15 protein-coding genes are annotated in these 17,194 nt (G+C 38.4%); 9 read left to right on the top strand and 6 right to left on the bottom strand.

Annotated features, from left to right (window positions below; translation table 11 throughout):
• The first annotated feature begins 119 nt into the window (after positions 1–119).
• Together ricT and ALPR1_RS07855 are read left to right on the top strand one after the other, a co-directional pair.
• Entirely contained in the window at positions 120–1,523 is a 1,404-nt protein-coding gene (gene ricT, locus ALPR1_RS07860) for a regulatory iron-sulfur-containing complex subunit RicT (RefSeq protein ID WP_008199764.1), read from the top strand.
• A complete protein-coding gene (locus tag ALPR1_RS07855) occupies positions 1,516–1,971 on the top strand; it encodes a gliding motility lipoprotein GldH (protein ID WP_008199762.1) in 456 nt (151 codons plus the stop codon). Before ricT ends, ALPR1_RS07855 begins: the two co-directional genes overlap by 8 nt.
• Before the next feature lie 109 nt (positions 1,972–2,080).
• Here ALPR1_RS07855 and pgi read toward each other — a convergent pair whose 3' ends face one another.
• Positions 2,081–3,724 carry a glucose-6-phosphate isomerase gene (gene pgi, locus ALPR1_RS07850; protein ID WP_008199761.1) on the bottom strand — a complete coding sequence of 548 codons (1,644 nt, stop codon included), beginning with the start codon at positions 3,722–3,724 and terminating at the stop codon, positions 2,081–2,083.
• Positions 3,725–3,992: 268 nt separating this feature from the next.
• Between pgi and ALPR1_RS07845 the strand changes: the two genes are divergently transcribed.
• Together ALPR1_RS07845 and ALPR1_RS07840 are read left to right on the top strand one after the other, a co-directional pair.
• Positions 3,993–4,694, top strand: coding sequence for an energy transducer TonB (locus ALPR1_RS07845; protein WP_008199760.1), 702 nt, complete (start codon positions 3,993–3,995; stop codon positions 4,692–4,694).
• A 62-nt stretch (positions 4,695–4,756) separates the two neighbouring features.
• The gene (locus tag ALPR1_RS07840) at positions 4,757–5,515 is read left to right on the top strand and encodes a TonB family protein (protein ID WP_008199759.1); all 759 of its coding nucleotides are present in this window, start codon (positions 4,757–4,759) and stop codon (positions 5,513–5,515) included.
• Positions 5,516–5,573: 58 nt separating this feature from the next.
• On the opposite strand, the gene acnA is transcribed toward ALPR1_RS07840, so the two are convergent.
• Positions 5,574–8,348, bottom strand: coding sequence for an aconitate hydratase AcnA (gene acnA, locus ALPR1_RS07835; protein WP_008199758.1), 2,775 nt, complete (start codon positions 8,346–8,348; stop codon positions 5,574–5,576).
• A gap of 151 nt (positions 8,349–8,499) precedes the next feature.
• On the opposite strand from acnA, the gene ALPR1_RS07830 reads away from it, so the two are divergent.
• Positions 8,500–9,555: an endonuclease/exonuclease/phosphatase family protein gene (locus ALPR1_RS07830; RefSeq protein WP_008199757.1), complete on the top strand. Its 1,056-nt coding sequence runs from the start codon at positions 8,500–8,502 to the stop codon at positions 9,553–9,555.
• Between the two features lie 37 nt (positions 9,556–9,592).
• On the opposite strand, the gene ALPR1_RS07825 is transcribed toward ALPR1_RS07830, so the two are convergent.
• The 4 genes from ALPR1_RS07825 to ALPR1_RS07810 all read right to left on the bottom strand — a co-directional run bounded on the left by ALPR1_RS07825 (position 9,593) and on the right by ALPR1_RS07810 (position 12,815).
• Positions 9,593–10,576: an MlaD family protein gene (locus ALPR1_RS07825; RefSeq protein ID WP_008199756.1), complete on the bottom strand. Its 984-nt coding sequence runs from the start codon at positions 10,574–10,576 to the stop codon at positions 9,593–9,595.
• Complete coding sequence (locus ALPR1_RS07820) at positions 10,573–11,325, bottom strand: ABC transporter ATP-binding protein (protein ID WP_008199755.1); 753 nt, start codon at positions 11,323–11,325, stop codon at positions 10,573–10,575. The genes ALPR1_RS07825 and ALPR1_RS07820 overlap by 4 nt, the downstream gene beginning before the upstream one ends.
• A 3-nt stretch (positions 11,326–11,328) precedes the next feature.
• Complete coding sequence (locus ALPR1_RS07815) at positions 11,329–12,120, bottom strand: MlaE family ABC transporter permease (RefSeq protein WP_008199754.1); 792 nt, start codon at positions 12,118–12,120, stop codon at positions 11,329–11,331.
• A gap of 317 nt (positions 12,121–12,437) precedes the next feature.
• Entirely contained in the window at positions 12,438–12,815 is a 378-nt protein-coding gene (locus ALPR1_RS07810; protein WP_008199753.1) for a response regulator, read from the bottom strand.
• A 420-nt stretch (positions 12,816–13,235) separates the two neighbouring features.
• On the opposite strand from ALPR1_RS07810, the gene ALPR1_RS07805 reads away from it, so the two are divergent.
• The 4 genes from ALPR1_RS07805 to ALPR1_RS07790 all read left to right on the top strand — a co-directional run bounded on the left by ALPR1_RS07805 (position 13,236) and on the right by ALPR1_RS07790 (position 17,171).
• Positions 13,236–14,612, top strand: coding sequence for a TIGR00341 family protein (locus ALPR1_RS07805; RefSeq protein ID WP_008199751.1), 1,377 nt, complete (start codon positions 13,236–13,238; stop codon positions 14,610–14,612).
• 14 nt (positions 14,613–14,626) lie between these two features.
• A complete protein-coding gene (locus tag ALPR1_RS07800) occupies positions 14,627–15,079 on the top strand; it encodes a YciI family protein (RefSeq protein ID WP_008199749.1) in 453 nt (150 codons plus the stop codon).
• Between the two features lie 212 nt (positions 15,080–15,291).
• Positions 15,292–16,542: an LVIVD repeat-containing protein gene (locus tag ALPR1_RS07795; protein ID WP_040302644.1), complete on the top strand. Its 1,251-nt coding sequence runs from the start codon at positions 15,292–15,294 to the stop codon at positions 16,540–16,542.
• A gap of 5 nt (positions 16,543–16,547) precedes the next feature.
• The gene (locus ALPR1_RS07790; protein WP_040302642.1) at positions 16,548–17,171 is read left to right on the top strand and encodes a hypothetical protein; all 624 of its coding nucleotides are present in this window, start codon (positions 16,548–16,550) and stop codon (positions 17,169–17,171) included.
• Positions 17,172–17,194: the final 23 nt, after the last annotated feature.

The raw sequence follows: 17,194 nt of genomic DNA, 5'->3' as shown, positions 1-17,194 counted from the left end.
CCCAGGGCATTTAGCCCTGTAAATATATACTTATGAGTGGATGTACGACTTGCTCAACTACTTCTGGTGGTGGCGGATGTCAAAATAACGGCAGCTGTGGTACGAGCGATTGCAATAAAATGAATTCCTTCGACTGGTTAAGTCATATGGGAATTCCGGAGGTAGATACCTTTGATATAGTAGAGATTAAGTTTAAAGGAGGTCGAAAAGAATACTACAGAAATGTAGACTATCTTCCATTGACGACAGGTGATCCTGTGGTCGTAGATGTTCCTAATGGACATCATATTGGCTACGTATCTCTTCAGGGAGAACTCGTTCGATTGCAAATGCAAAAGCGGAAAATCAAAGATGACGATGAGATCCTCCGCATTTATAGAATTGCGACCGAAAAAGACCTTGAGAAATGGGCGGACGCCAAAAACCGCGAAATCCCCAGCCTTTACCGCTGCAAGCAAATTGTAGAGGAGCTGGGATTAAAAATGAAAATGTCTGACATAGAATTTCAGGCAGATAATTCCAAAGCAACTTTTTACTATTCTGCTGATGAACGTGTAGATTTCCGTGAACTTATCAAAGTTCTGGCTTCTGAGTTCAGAATCCGCGTTGAAATGCGTCAGATAAGCCTAAGACAGGAAGCAGGAAGAATCGGTGGTTTGGGAATCTGTGGACGAGAACTTTGTTGCTCTACTTGGCTAGTGGATTTTAAAAATGTCAGCACCTCTGCTGCCAGATACCAAAATCTATCATTAAATCCAGGAAAACTTTCTGGCCAATGTGGGAGATTGAAGTGCTGCCTAAACTATGAACTGGACACGTACATGGATGCCATCAAGGATATCCCTCAAATCGACCGTCCATTGCAGACAGAAGCTGGCCCCGCAAAACTTCAAAAAACCGACATCTTCAGAAAAATGATGTGGTTTAGCTACAATAACGAAAATGATTGGCATAACATCACTTGTGAGCGTGTCAATGAGATATTGGAGTGGAACAACAAGGGTAAAAAAGTCTTTAATCTTCAGGTCAATGAGGCTTCAGATATTGAAGATTTAGCTGCAAAATCTACCAGAGAACTAGAACTTTTGGATCAGAAATTTGCTACACCGAATAAGAAGAGAAGAAAGTCCAGAAAGAAACCAAGAAATAAACAAGGAGATCAACCTCAGGGGAATAATTCCGACAATCCTCAAGCTAAAACAAGCAACCAAAAAGGACCAAATTCCCCTCAAAGAGAGCAAAACCCATCTGGAGACCCGAAAAGAAGAAAAAATAGAAATAGGAAAAAGCCTAGAAACCCACAGGGAGAACAGCCTCAGGCACAAGGAACTAACCCTCCAAAAAAACAAAGAGGTCCAAGGCAAAACCCCAACCCAAAGAAAAACGAGGGTAAGCAAGGTAAGCCACCTGTAGAGGGCAAATCAAATCCAAAACCGAAGGAAGGTGGAAAACCGGGAGGTAAGAGAAAATTCCCACCAAGAAAGAATCAAGGCCCCAATCAAAATCCACCAAAAAATGATTAAACGTTTTTCTTGGTTGATCCTTTTAGCAATGATGGTTTTTGCATCCTGTACTGAGGATCGGGTATTTGAAGAATTTAAGCCTATTTCAAATAAGAGTTGGGGAATAGCCGACAGCTTAAACTTCAACTTGACTGAGGTAGAGGAGCTTACCAATCAAAGCCTAATTGCTTTTAGATTTAATGAAGAATATGCCTATTCGAATTGCTACGTGCGGTTAATTAGTAGAGATTCATTGGGTGTAATTCTAGACAATCAATTAGTCAATGTTCCTTTGTTTGATTCCAAAACAGGAGAACCCATGGGCGATGGTTTTGGTAGTAGCTACACCTATTACGACTCACTCCCATTCCAGTTAAATCCTAAAACGAAAAAGGTCACGTTACTTCAGTACATGAGAGAAAATGAATTAACAGGAATTGAGGCCGTAGGTTTGAAAATCCTTAAGTAAGCAGATTTGTACTCAACTTTGAATGTTGCGTAAGTTGGAAATAAAAAAACCGTTGAAATTTAATTTCAACGGTTTTCATTTTTTATAGAAATTCAAGCGATAAATAAGCTTATCTCATTTTCTTATAAGCATTGATCAATCCATTGGTAGATCCATCATGTTTTGTGATTTCTTCTGGGCCATGCAGCTCTGGTAAGATTCCCTTGGCAAGTACTTTTCCAAGCTCCACTCCCCACTGGTCAAAACTGAATATATCCCAAATCACACCCTGAACAAATATTTTATGCTCGTACATGGCAATCAAGGAACCTAAGGTGTAGGGTGTAATCTCTTTTACCAAGATGGAATTTGTAGGTCTATTTCCTTCAAAAACTCTATGAGGTGCAATCTTCTCAATTTGTTCATCAGACATCCCCGCAGCTTTCATCTCAGTTTTCACTTCATCCAAAGATTTTCCTTTCATCAAAGCTTCTGTTTGAGCAAAGAAATTGGATAACAATTTAGTATGGTGATCTCCAATCGGATTATGCGAGATAGCCGGAGCAATAAAATCACAAGGAATCAAATGGGTGCCTTGGTGGATCAACTGATAGAAAGCATGCTGCCCATTGGTACCTGGCTCTCCCCAAATAATTGGGCCTGTGGTGTAATTTACTTTTTCACCAGAGCGACTGACGTACTTACCATTACTTTCCATATTCCCCTGTTGGAAATAAGCAGCAAATCGATGCATATACTGATCATAAGGAAGTATTGCCTCCGAGCTTGCTCCAAGGAAGTTGGTATTCCATAAGCCGATCAATGCCAATAGTACTGGAATATTCCTATTAAATTGAGAATGGCGGAAGTGATTATCCATGGCATGAGCACCTTTCAACAACTGATCAAAATTATCGAAACCTATGGTACAAGCTATAGGCAAACCAATAGCGGACCATAAAGAATATCTTCCTCCTACCCAGTCCCAGAACTCAAACATATTGGCCGTATCAATCCCAAACTCCCCTACTGCCTTAGCATTGGTAGAAAGTGCCACAAAATGCTTGGCAACATCCGTATCTTGATGGGCATGCTCTAAAAACCAATCTCTAGCAGTATGTGCATTGGTCATGGTTTCCTGAGTCGTGAAGGTCTTAGAAGCGATAAAGAAAAGCGTAGTTTCTGGATCTACTTTCTTTAATGTCTCTGCGATATGAGTCCCATCCACATTGGAGACAAAATAACATTCAATCTCAGGATGCTTGTAGGGTTTCAAAGCCTCAGTGACCATCACTGGACCGAGATCCGAACCACCAATCCCGATATTCACCAATGATTTAATAGGTTTACCCGTAAAACCTAACCATTCTCCATTTTGGATTTTATCGGCAAAAGTCTTCATTTGACCTAATACCCTATTGACATCCTCAATCACATTTTTCCCATCCACAGTAACTGTGTGATCGGACTTATTTCTTAAAGCCGTATGCAAAACAGCTCTTCCTTCGGTCTGGTTAATTGCCTCGCCCTTAAACATATCCTCAATGGCGATATGCAATTCAGTCTCTCTAGCTAAATCACAAAGAGCCTTTAAAATGGCATCGTTTACTCTATTTTTGGAGTAATCCACTAAAATGTCATCCAGCTGTATGCTATACCTCTCAAATCGTTCTCTTTCTTCAAAAAGGGATGAAATCTGAAGATTTTTATATTCTTTGGCAAGATCTTGAAGTCTTCCCCATGCTGGTGTTGTGGTAGGATTTATCGAATTCATGTTAGGTTAAAATATAGGTATGAGCAACAAAATTAAGACTTATCTTGAGGGATAAAAGAGATTTTGTCCAAAGGAAGTTTTCATCCTTGATGAGACAATAATTACCTCATCTTTTTTATAGGTTTTTGGGCATCAAAAAACTCTTTTTGGGAAACTATCTTTTGAAAGTGTATCTAAAATTCAATACTTTAATGAAATACAGCAGCTGTAATCAATGAATTTCCTGAGATTTATTAAAATCTTTTTTCTATTTGTTATCCCCAACATCTTGTTAAAAGCCCAAGGCTTTGAGGCAACTCCATTAAACAAGCATTTTTTTGAAGCCGACCCAAAATTTCCCCAATCCATCCAGTACAATGAAATCAAAAGTATCAATGAGGATGGTAGCACATTTTCGCAGATCACAGACCCCAAAAATCACGTCATTAAAACTATTCAGACCATAACCCACCCGCAAAGCGGTAGATTTGAGGAAGTGATAGATGTTTTTGATGAAAAAGGGAATCTTATCAGAAGAAGCGAGGAAATGGAAGGCAGTGGCAAAAGGCTCACCTATTATTATGAAAATGGCATCCAAGTCGCGCATGTGATCGATAAGGGAAATGATCATTTTGAGATTTGGAGAAAGTCCAGTTCCAATCAGTATAAATCCAAGAGAAATGACTTCAAACCTGCCCTATTTCCCAATGATCGGGAATGGAAAAAATTTGTAATGGGTGAAAGAAAATTCCTTTCTGAAGCTCAAAAAAAAGGATTGGAAGGAACAGTGGTCCTGGCGTTTTTAATTGATGAAAATGGCCAGAGGACTAAAGTTGAAGTGGCGAACCCTTATCAAACCCCCGATATTTTGAGAGAGGAAGCCCTCAGAATTGGCAATCTATTTAAGGGCAACTATTCACCAGCCATTAATTTCAATGGTGAAACCATCGAATCCTGGCTCTATTTACCTGTGGGATTCTATTTTTATTAAGAATCAACTATTATTTTTTAGAGCATTTATTAATTTCAAATAAATTTAGTTGAAAGAAGAAAATGCCCGTAAGAATTTCATTTATCACCTTACTTTTTATTTGCCTTTATAGTATTTCTCTTAATGCCCAAGAAAGGGTAATCATCAAATTAGACGGAGGAATGAAGCCAATTCTTAATGAGAGCTTTGGTACACACAAATACAATCAGATAATAACGACCGGAAAAGACAGCTCATCCATTTCTAAGATTTACGATCTTAATAACCGTCTATTTAGCCAGACCAAAGAGAAATACAACGAGGAGTTGGGATATAATGAAGCGATCATTTCCAAGTATGACACGCTGCAGAACTTGATTTCAAGTGAAATTAAAAATGTGGATAATGGAAGTTTTGTAAGGTTTTTTTTGGAAGGAGAAGTTGTTGTTTCTCGTTTGGAATATATGGCAGGAGGTTCGTATTCCTTTTACTTGGGTGACGAAGAGTCACCTATACTTCAAAGTGAGAAAAACCCGATGGTACTCCAAACAAATTATGAAATGAGAGACTATAATTCATTTCTAGCTCAAAACTTAAGGTATCCTCAGCAAGCAAGATATCGGAAAGAAATGGGCACTGTATTGCTTAAGCTAGACATCAATGAAGAAGGGGAAGTTTCAGAGATATCTTGTCTTAATAAGGACGAACTTTACAAACCATTAATAAATGAAGCTATAAGAGTTATGAAAGCTTTTAATCCAAGTTTCATTGCGCCTATTGACATCTATGGAAATAAAACAACTTCCTTGGTAAGAGTCCTAATTCGATTCAAACTTAGCTAAACCAACAAAACCCGCCATTTCTGACGGGTTTTATTGGTTTTTAAGAGTAAATGGTAAATCAATCCTTTAAGAAATTCCTCAATACATAGTTCAAAATACCTCCATGCTTGTAATAGGCGATTTCTACATCGGAGTCCAATCTTGACTTCACCTTGAAATCAATCTCTTTTCCATCCTTATCCACTGCTTTTGCATCGAATAGCTGACCTGGCTTTAACCCATTTTCAATTCCCAAAATCGTAAAGCTTTCCAATCCAGTCAAACCTAAACTATCTGCGCTTTCTCCGGCAACAAACTGCAATGGTAAAACTCCCATTCCCACCAAATTACTTCTGTGGATTCGCTCATAACTTTCAGCAATCACAGCTTTTATTCCAAGTAAATTAGTTCCTTTGGCTGCCCAATCTCTGGAAGAACCTGAACCATATTCTTTACCCGCCAAGACTATCAATGGGGTATTGGCCGCTTGATATTTCTCAGAAGCCTCGAAGACAGACATTTCCTCATCCTCAGGAATATATTTGGTAAAACCACCTTCCTGAATTGCCAGTTGATTTTTGATTCTGACATTGGCAAAAGTACCTCGAACCATCACCTCATCATTTCCTCTTCTGGAGCCATAAGAATTGAAATCCGGACGCTGTACACCTCGTCCTACTAAATATTTTCCAGCAGGTGTGTCGGTTTTGAATGAGCCCGCTGGTGAGATATGATCTGTGGTAATAGAATCACCTAATTTCAAGAGAACTCTAGCTTGCCTGATATCTTTTGGCTCTTCGATGTCCATTGAAATCCCCTTAAAAAACGGAGCTTCTTTAATATAGGTACTGGCATCATCCCAAGGGTAAATAGCTCCTTTTCCTGATTCCAAATTCTGCCAGATTTCATTTCCTTCAAAGATTTCGCCGTAATTTTTCTTATAATCATCCGGAGTCAATACCTGTCTAGAGATCTCATCAATCTCCGCAGTACTTGGCCAGATATCTTTTAAGTAAACGGGTTCCTGATTAGGATCATAACCCAAGGGTTCGTTGTATAAATCGACGTCAACCCTTCCTGCCAAAGCATAGACGACCACTAGCATGGGGGACATTAAGTAATTCATTTTCACCTGTGGGTGAACTCTCGCTTCGAAGTTTCTATTTCCAGATAGCACGGATGCAACGACCAAATCATTTTCCTCTACTGCCTTGGCAATATGAGGTGGAAGAGGCCCTGAGTTACCTATGCAGGAAGTACAGCCATAGCCAACAGTATGAAACTTCAGTGCTTCTAATTCATCCAACAAACCTGCTTTCTCCAGATAATCGGTCACTACTTTGGATCCGGGAGCCAGAGAGGTCTTTACCCAAGGTTTTACATCCAAACCCTTTTCAATCGCCTTTCTAGCAACCAAACCTGCTCCAAGCATCACTGCTGGGTTAGAGGTATTAGTACAGGAGGTAATTGCAGCTATGACTATAGAACCATCATGAAGCTTGAATTTTTCATAGTTTAAATCAACCGTTACAGATTTCAAACCATTTTTCACCTCAGTTTTATAAGCCACATCTTGTGGGGAATCTTTTGCATCATTTGCGGATTGTCCTCCACCTTCTGCCAACATTCTCCCTACCTCACGGCGGTCCATTGGAATGTAATCTCTACCATGTACAGACTTCAGCAACTCTTCAAATTTTGGTTTGAAGTTCCTTACCAAGATTTTGTCTTGTGGCCTTTTTGGTCCAGAAACAGTGGCTTCAACAGTTCCTAGATCCAGCTCAACCAAGGAGGAATATTGGATCAATTCCTCTTCTTGCCTCCACAACATATTGGCTTTACAATAATCTTCTACCAATTGAATTTGCTCCTTACTTCGATTGGTTTTACCCATGTAATCCAAGGTGCGATCATCAATTGGGAAATAGGAAACCGTACAACCAAACTCAGGTGACATATTAGAAATTGTCGCTCGATCCGGCACGGTCAAATGATCCAGTCCAGGACCGAAAACTTCTACAAACTTCCCTACTACCCCATGATTTCTCAGCAATTCAGTAATAGTTAAAACCATATCCGTTGCTGTGGTACCAGCTGGTAATTTTCCAGTCAATTTAAGGCCTACTACTTCTGGCATTATGAAAAATATTGGCTGTCCCAAAAGCGCTGCTTCTGCTTCGATCCCTCCTACTCCCCAGCCCACTACGCCAATTCCATTGACCATTGGGGTGTGAGAATCTGTTCCTACCAATGTATCAGGAAAGACCTTACCGTCTCGTAAAATCACGCCCTGCGCCAAGTATTCGAGGTTTACCTGATGACAAATCCCCATTCCCGGAGGAACGACAGAAAAATTATCAAAGGATTTTTGCGCCCATTTTAAAAATTGATATCGTTCTGAATTCCGCTCATATTCCACTTCCACGTTTCTTTGGTAACTGTAATTGGTACCAAAATAATCCACCTGAACAGAGTGGTCAATCACTAAATCCACCGGAATCAAAGGATTGATTTGCTCTGGATTTTTTCCTTTTCTTTGAGCTTCCGAACGTAAAGAAGCAATGTCCACTACCGCAGGGACTCCTGTAAAATCCTGCATCAAAACCCTGGCAGGTTTATAGGGAATATCTGCGTCTGATGGCTCAGGTTTCCAATTTAAAATAGTCTTCAAGTGTTCCTCAGTAATGGAAAAATTATCATAATTCCTGAGGGCGTTTTCTAATAAAATCCGAATAGAAAAAGGCAACTTTTTAATATCGTGTCCGGCATTTTGAAGCTTTTCTAGACTCCAAAAATCATAATTACCTGATTCGGTTTTTAAACTTGATTTGATTTGGTATGGGTCTTGGTTCATGATAAAAGTTATTTCGTTAAAATGAGAAGCTTTCGAAGTAATAACCAAAATACAAAAGATAGAATTCCTTAAATAGCTTCTATTTGCGCATTGTTTAATTTGGTTTCTTAACTTCCTACTTCTTTATACTGAGCTAATAAAGCCAAAGCCCATGCCTGTTTTAATTTTGAGGTTCGCAAGTGCCTTTCTAATCATCGCTACACTCATTCCTTTCATCAAATGGGATTATTGGTGGATAAGAATTTTTGATTACCCGCAACTACAGAAATTAGTTCTTATAGTTATTTGTATCACCGCATGGCTTGCCTTGCCTTTGGAAATCCAGAATTCTGAAAAATGGACATGGTTATTTCTACTCCTTTTAGCAGCAGTTCACCTTTTTCAACAAGTAAAGACTTTTAGTCCTATCGGAAAGAAAATGATCGAAACTGTCCCATTTGATCAAGAAAATGGGATTCATCTGATGGTCAGTAACGTGTATCAGTTTAATAAAAGCTATGACAAGCTGGTGGATTTAGTGCTTAAAACGAGTCCAGACTTAGTTTTTTTGGTAGAAACTGATCAAAAATGGAAAGATGGAATCAGTAAAATTGAAGAAGAATATGAAAACAAAATCCTCATCCCTCTTGATAATACATATGGAATGCTTTTATACACTCGATTGGAAATTGTTTCTCAAAAAATTGAATACCTGATTGACGATGAAATCCCTTCGATTGAATTAGAACTCAAATTAAAAAGTGGCAAAATCATCACGGTTTATGCCATTCACCCAACCCCACCTGTTCCAAATGAAAACCCAAAAAGTACAGAACGGGATGCCGAAATTTTGATTGTAGGCAAGAAAGCAAAAGCAAATAAAAACCCTTCTTTGGTAATAGGAGACCTCAATGATGTGGCATGGAGTTATACGACGGAATTGTTTTTAAAAGTCTCTGAAATGTCTGACCCAAGAAGAGGTAGAGGTCTTTTCAGTACTTATAACGCTAAAATCCCTTTGTTTAGATGGCCTTTGGATCATGTATTCCTTAGCAAGCAATTTGGTTTGACCGAATTAAAAGTAATGCCCTCCATCAATTCAGATCACTTCCCTATCAGTATGAAAGCGGTTATCACTTCTCAGAATACAACTGAATCCCTCGATGTGGATGGAGAGGATAAGAAAGAAGCAAACGAGAAAATCAAGAACGGATTGTTGGGAATTTAAAAGGCATAAAAAAAACCCATTTTCATGGGTTTTAATTTTAGTTATTTTCTTTCGCTGCTTCCTCAGCTTTCGCTTTTCTCTTAAATCCTTTTTTGAAAGGCCAGGTGTATTCCAAAGCTTCCAATCCGCGATTTAAGTTATAGGTAGCAGAATCAGTATTGATCATCGTTTGCTTTAAGTTATTCGCAAACTCCTCATCATTGAGCAAAACACCAATAGAATTATCCTGAGAGTTGAATTTATCAGTAATAACTTTAAGCTCTTCTGTCATCTGTTCTGAGTTTTCAGCAGCAGCTTTCAAACTTCCCATGGCATCTCTGATCTCTACAGCCATGGTAGTATCTGTCACTAAATCGTTGAAGAGATTGCCTTCTTTATTTAGCTTCTGAGTGAAGGTATTCATCTCAGCGAGCATTCTGTTGCTATTTTCTGAAGTCTGCTTCAAGTTGGCCACGATAATTTTGAAATTATCTGACAAGGTAGAATCTGTTAGCACTGCTCCTACTATGCCTTCACCATTTGCAAGCTTGCCAATCAAATCCTTTAGATCATTGGTGATTTCCACCAAATTCTCATTATTCACTTGAAGTGTTTCCATCATTTGATCTGTATCCAATGGCATCACGGATTCTAATCTGTCTCCATCTTCTACAGGGGGTGCCATGGTGGTACCTCCATAAATCACAATGATTTTATTACCGATAAGACCATCAGAACTGATGGTAGCTTTAGAATCCTTGCGGATAAACTCCACTACCTCTTCCTCAACATTCATTTCTATCTCTACTTGAGAATCTCCATAAAAGTTGATTTTTCTAACTGTACCAATTTTCACACCTGAAAACCATACATTATTTCCGGCCTGCAATCCTCCAATGTCATCAAAGACAGCTTTTAAATGGATGGCCTTCACAAACTTCTTTTGCTGGCCTCCCAAAGTCAACACTCCGGCTACCAAGATGGCGATTCCTACAAATACAAAAATGCCAACTATTACATTGCGTTTATTTTCAGCTTTCATGAATCAATGAAATTATAATCGTAAAATGATTTAACTCTTCTATCGTCTGCATGTGCAAAAACCTCATCGAAACTTCCGACGGATTTAAATTGACCGTCAAGCAATACTGCCTGCCGATCCCCGGTTACTTTGGCACATGTCAAGTCATGGGTAATGACTATAGATGAGGTGTTATATTGTTCTCGTACCTGATTGATCAGGTTGTTGATATCCATACAAGTGATTGGGTCCAAACCTGCAGTAGGTTCATCGTATAGCATGATCTCTGGATTTAAGATCAAAGTACGCGCCACTCCAATTCTTTTTTTCTGACCACCCGAAAGTTCGGATGGCATCTGGTTGATTGACTGAGGTAATCCCACACTGTCAAGCAACTCCTCTATTTTCTTCGTGATTTCACCACGAGTAAGGTTTTTGACATTCCTTACCAATGGAAACTCCATATTTTCTCTGACAGTCATACTATCGTAGAGCGCAGAGTTTTGAAATGAAAAACCAATTTTTAGACGAAGATCGTTTAATGCTTTGGTTTTTAATTCAGAAACTTCCTTTCCTAAAACTCGCATAGTCCCTTCATCTTGCTTCAGGAGTCCAACCATGATTTTGATTAAAACAGACTTTCCTGAGCCAGATTTTCCCAAAACCACCAGGTTTTCTCCCTTAAAAAGATCAAGATCCACTCCTTTAAGTACATCCAAATCCCCAAAAGACTTCATTAAACCGCGTATTTCAACAACTTTTTCTTCCATGGTTTACATCATTCTTATTGCGTTGACAATTTGAAGCACCAATAACTCTTCAATAAATATCAGGAACATGGCCATAACTACAGCTGAATTAGCAGCTCTACCCACACCTTCTGTTCCTTTGGAGGAATTATATCCCTTGTAGCAACCTACAATCCCTATCGTAAATCCGAATAACAGGGATTTGAGAACTGAGGAAGTAATGTCTAAGAAGCTAATTGATTCAAAAACCTGAACAAAAAAGGTCGTCATACTCACCATCTCATTGGCATTGACACTCAGGAAGGAGCCCATTAAGGCTACAAAATCAGTGTACATCACCAATATGGGTATCATAAAGGTCGTTGCTAATACTCGGGTTACTACCAAAAACTTAAATGGATTGGTTGCCGAAACCTCCATGGCATCTATTTGCTCGGTCACTTTCATAGAACCAATCTCTGCACCAATGCTTGATCCCATCTTACCAGCGGCTATCAATGCCGTAACCAATGGGCCCATTGCTCTAACAACGGCAATAGAAATCAAGGAAGGCAACCAAGAGGTAGCTCCAAACTCAGATAAAGATGGGCGAGATTGATTCGTAAATACAATCCCAACAATGAATCCAGTAAGGGAAATTAAAGGAAGAGATTCTACACCGATGCGATAACATTGGTGAAACACTTCTTTTAATTCATACGGGGGGATAAATACTTCTTTAAAGAATCGTCGCACAAAATTCCAGGCACTGGCTAGTCCTGAAAAAAATTTATCTGTTTTTTTAGTAATAAAGGGCTTTCTGTCTTCTCCAGCCATAAGTCAATTTAATCGCTTGAAATTAAATAAAAATCTCCAAAGGCTTCCCAGATATTCTGGGAAAGGGAATATTAATGTATTGAAATGGCAATTTCTTTTGTTTCCTCAGATGATCCCCAAAATTGACAATCAATTTCCACTGAACCTAAGTAAAACTTTACTTTCTTAAAAAGGTTCCTTTTTAAATATATCGATTGTAAAATACGAATATGAATTGACTCCAAGGAGATGCCGAGAATAAGATAGTAGCAAAGATGAATCCAAGCTCAAAAAAACAAATTAATTGAAGAAGGAATCACTTCTCTTTGACGAGTATTTCAGGTTACGATTTGACTTATTATTTCTTCAATATGGCTAGCCGAAATAGGCTTCTCAAGAAGTCGGATTACCTGTGGATATTCTTCTTTTTTTTGAAGTTCAAATGGGCTGATATTTCCCGTCAAAATCACCAAAGGAGTTTCGGTAATTTTTTGAATTTCTAAGAGCAATTCCCAACCCGATAATTCAGGAAAATTTAAATCCATTAAAATTAAATGAGCCTTATTTTCAGCAAGCCATTCCAGCGCATTTTGAGGTTCGTCGAAGGAAATGGTTTCAATGGTAGGATCCACCATCTGCATTCTCTTCTTTACAAGAATGTGCTGAATCCTGTCATCATCAATCGATACAACTTTCAAATTCGAGCCAACTGCCATAATTAAAAATATAATTTTATTAAAAATTCGAAAGACAAATATCTACAAATCTTTAACCAAATCCATCTTTTCTTTTTTTAACGTATTGATTCTAAGAATTTGAAATTCGAATAACGCCCAGAGAGCAATAAATTGGCATTGGGAAGGTATACGCATTATTTAGATTCACCTAAATTTATTAGGCTAAACTAATTACGACAAGACTAAATGACTCTTATTCAATTATAAATCAGCTATTTGAAATACTTTAATTAATTTATTGAATTAATATGATTTCTACCCTGATTTGTTGAATTGTACTACACATACTGTTCCAAAAAACAACATATAATAATACGCCTATCCCATCCATAATCCTTTGAAATTGAAATTATCAATAATAAAATTCACTAATTTGCCGGTGCAAAATTCAATTCCAAAATGGAGGAAAAAACAACAAAACGAAGTAGTCGAAACCAGTTTATCCGTAGCCTACTCTACCTTAAAGATAGGTTCGATTTACACGAAGGAAAGGAAGACGAACTTGCGACTATCGATTACATTAAGAAAAACGTGGAGTTCAAAGGAGCCAATCTTTGGATTCTAATTTTCGCGATTTTTGTGGCCTCCATCGGACTCAATGTTAACTCCACAGCAGTAGTAATTGGAGCCATGCTGATCTCCCCTTTGATGGGTCCAATCATGGGGATTGGAATGGCCGCAGGCATCAATGATTTTGAGCTTTTGAAACGCTCTCTTCGCAACTTAGGAGTGGCGGTTTTTATCGCCATTTTAACCTCAACAATTTACTTTAATTTCACACCTCTGGACGATGCTCAATCCGAACTTTTGGCCAGAACAGAACCTACGATATGGGATGTACTGATTGCCTTATTTGGAGGGCTTGCAGGAATCATTGCAGGTTCCCGAAAAGAGAAAAGTAATGCCATACCTGGGGTGGCAATTGCAACTGCTTTGATGCCTCCCCTATGCACTGCCGGATATGGATTAGCCACCTTAAATCTTTACTATTTTATCGGTGCTTTTTATTTATTTTTTATCAATTCAGTATTCATCAGTCTATCCACTTATCTGATTGTTCGCTTTATGAAATTCCCAAAAAGAGAATTTTTGGATCAGAAAAAAGAGAAACGTGTTCAAACCTATATCACCATTTTTACTATCATTACCATAGTACCTAGTGTTTACCTGGCCTATGGAATTGTCCTAAGATCTATTTGGGAAGAGCAAGCAAAAACCTTCGTGTCTCAGGAAATGATTTTCCCAAAAACTCAGGTTCTGAACACCAACTATACCTACTCTACTGAAGAAAAAATAATACAAGTAAACTTGATAGGTGATCAAGTAGGTCCGGAAACCATTTCAACTATCAGGGAAAAGGCAGTGAGTTTTGGTCTGGATAATACAGAAATCAAAATCAATCAAAATAACGCTGGAATAACCGACATGAATTTACTTCGATCGGATATTCTAAAAGATCTTTATGAAAGAAACGAACAGATCATACAGGACAAGGACATGAGAATTGCCCTGCTGGAAAGTGAAGTAGCTAATTATGGTGAAGTTCGATATTTAGGGAATGATATTGCTCAAGAAGCAAAAGTCAATCACCCAAAACTTCGTAAATTCACTTTAAATAATTCATTGATTACAGATCTGGAAAGTGAATCTACAGATACGCTTTTAGTGGCATTCGCGGAGTTTACAACAAAACCAAGCAAAGAGGAAACTGAAAAATTCACTCAATGGCTCAAGCTTAGAACCAAATCTGATACTGTTGCTTTAATCTTAAACTGATAACCCCTCCCGTTATGAAACGATTACTTGTAACCCTATTCTTCCTCTCAGGCTTATCTGTAGCTACTATGGCTCAATCAGAATACGATGAAAAACTAGCTAAGGAACTCGGAGCTGATCAATACGGAATGAAGAAGTACGTCATTGCCTTTCTTTACCGGGGAGATAAAGTAGCTGATTATTCAGATGAAGAGAGAAGTAAACTTCAGCAAGGCCATATGGCCAATATCAATAGGATGGCAGAAGATGGGAAGTTGGTCATGGCTGGACCATTTTTTGGAAATGAGGACTTAAGAGGCTTGTATATCTTCGATGTGCAATCGATCGAAGAAGCAAAATCCCTGACAGAGACTGACCCTTCTATCCAAGCGGGAGTTTTAAAAATGGATTTGAAAGAGTGGTATGGTTCCGCCGCCCTCATGCAAATGAACGAGCTTCACATGAAAGTTGCTAAGGAGATCATATAGAAAACCTTATTGTCTCAAAGTCAGATAGGGAAGAATTTCTATTAATTGAAAAAAATATAGAAATCAATACCAGATAGCATTATTTGAATGAATTATAAAGAAATCGGATAATTCTCCCACCTTTATAAAATACTTTTTAGTAGACCTGTTGCGAATTATTATTGGGATTCGTCTTCAGATTATATTTTATTATTTCACCAAAGCACCGCATCATGAAACCTCTCCACGCCGCGAAAAGCCTACTTTTCATGCTTTCTGTTTTGTTCCTTTCATCTTGTCATGACGAACACACATCTACCTACACCTACAGGACTTTGCAACCTGTATATTTAGAAATGAGTGATGTGAGGGCAAGAGTGATAACTTCTGAACCCGCTAGACCATTGGATAATACCGGTAAAATCTACATTTATGGAGATTACCTATTTATCAATGAACCTACTGAAGGAATTCATATCCTAGACAATTCCAATCCATCCAATCCTGTCAACTTAAGTTTTATTCCTATCGAAGGAAACGTGGATATGGCAGTTAATGGAGATATATTATACGCAGATAATTACGTTGATTTATTGGCTTTTGACATAAGCAAAATTGGTAATATCCAATTGATTAAAAGGGTGGAAGATGTGTTTTCGCATATGTATAACCACGCAACAGGGCAGATCACTACTTTTAAAGATACGGTTATCACTACTGAAAATCCTACTTGGCAAGTCGAGAGAGGATGGCTTATGGATATTAATGTAAGTTTTGCGGCAAATTTTTCAGCTGCTGCACAGAGTTATGGAACGGGAGGCTCCATGGCTAGATTCACCTTATCAAACGAACATTTATACGCTGTAGATGAATCCACCTTGCATGTGTTTGATGTGGAAAATGCTGCAGATCCCAAATTCGTAAAACCCATAGATTTAGGTTGGGGAATCGAAACCATTTTTCCTTTTGAAGACAAGCTATTTATAGGATCAAATAACGGAATGCATATTTATGATGCTAGCACACCAAACTCCCCTACTCGTATGGCAGTTTATGAGCACGTTCAGGCTTGTGATCCTGTAGTAGTCAATGAGGAGTTTGCTTTTGTTACACTAAGAAATGGAAACAATTGCCGTAATGGTGTAAATGAATTGCAGGTAATCGATATTAAAGATCTTTATAACCCTAAGCTTAAGAAAGCTTATACCATGCTTAATCCACACGGATTGGGTTTAGCGGGTGATTACCTTTTTGTGGCTGAAGGAACGCATGGCTTGAAAAGCTTTAATGTCAGCAACGTAATGGAAATTGATGACAACCAACTGGAGTTTTTAACCAAAGAAAAATCAGTGGATTTAATTCCAGGGCCAAATTCTTTGATAGTTATAGGACCCGATGGAGTATGTCAATTCGACTATAGTAATCCTTCAAAATTGCAAAAACTGAGTTGCATTCAAGTAAGCAACCCTGTAGGTGTGTATTGAATCAAATGACCTTAAAAGCTAAATTTCTTTCTTTCTGTTTCTTGATGCTTTGCGTGGAAAGCCTGGCTCAGAACTTAAAATATTTCGGACAAACGGAAATAGGTTTCTTGTATGGTCGAAGCGATGAGCTATGGGATGGAAATCATGAAAATCGAATAAATTTCACCCTCATGACTTTCAATGGGATTCAATTTACCGAAAATCATTCGATTGGTCTTACTACCGGGCTCGACCAATATGATGACATATCTATTATCCCCTTGGCTTTGGGATGGAGAAGTATTTTAGGTAAAGAAGGGAAAATAAAATATACCGGAGGATTAGATATAGGATCTGGCTTAACCTGGTTGGAGAAAAATGAAAGGAATGAGTGGAGCAAAACTTGGTATGAAGGAGGTTTTTTGGTCAGTCCTTCACTCGGAATAGGCCTACCTACCAAGGGTGGTAAAACAGCCTTTTCCTTCAGTATTGCATATAAAAGGCAGGTATTTTCTCGCTTTCATGGAATACTGTCAACCTTCGGAACGACAACTATTCCAAATGACCAGCTACCCCCTGAATACTCTTCCTTGACAGAAGACCAATTCCTATTTAGAAGTTTTGTGTTTCGTGCCGGCCTAATGTTTTAAATTAAACAGGCCGATCGATCACT

It is taken from the genome of Algoriphagus machipongonensis, assembly GCF_000166275.1.
Classification (GTDB): domain Bacteria; phylum Bacteroidota; class Bacteroidia; order Cytophagales; family Cyclobacteriaceae; genus Algoriphagus; species Algoriphagus machipongonensis.
Note: the sequence above shows the minus strand (reverse complement) of the source record. Positions and strands in the feature narration are given on the sequence as shown.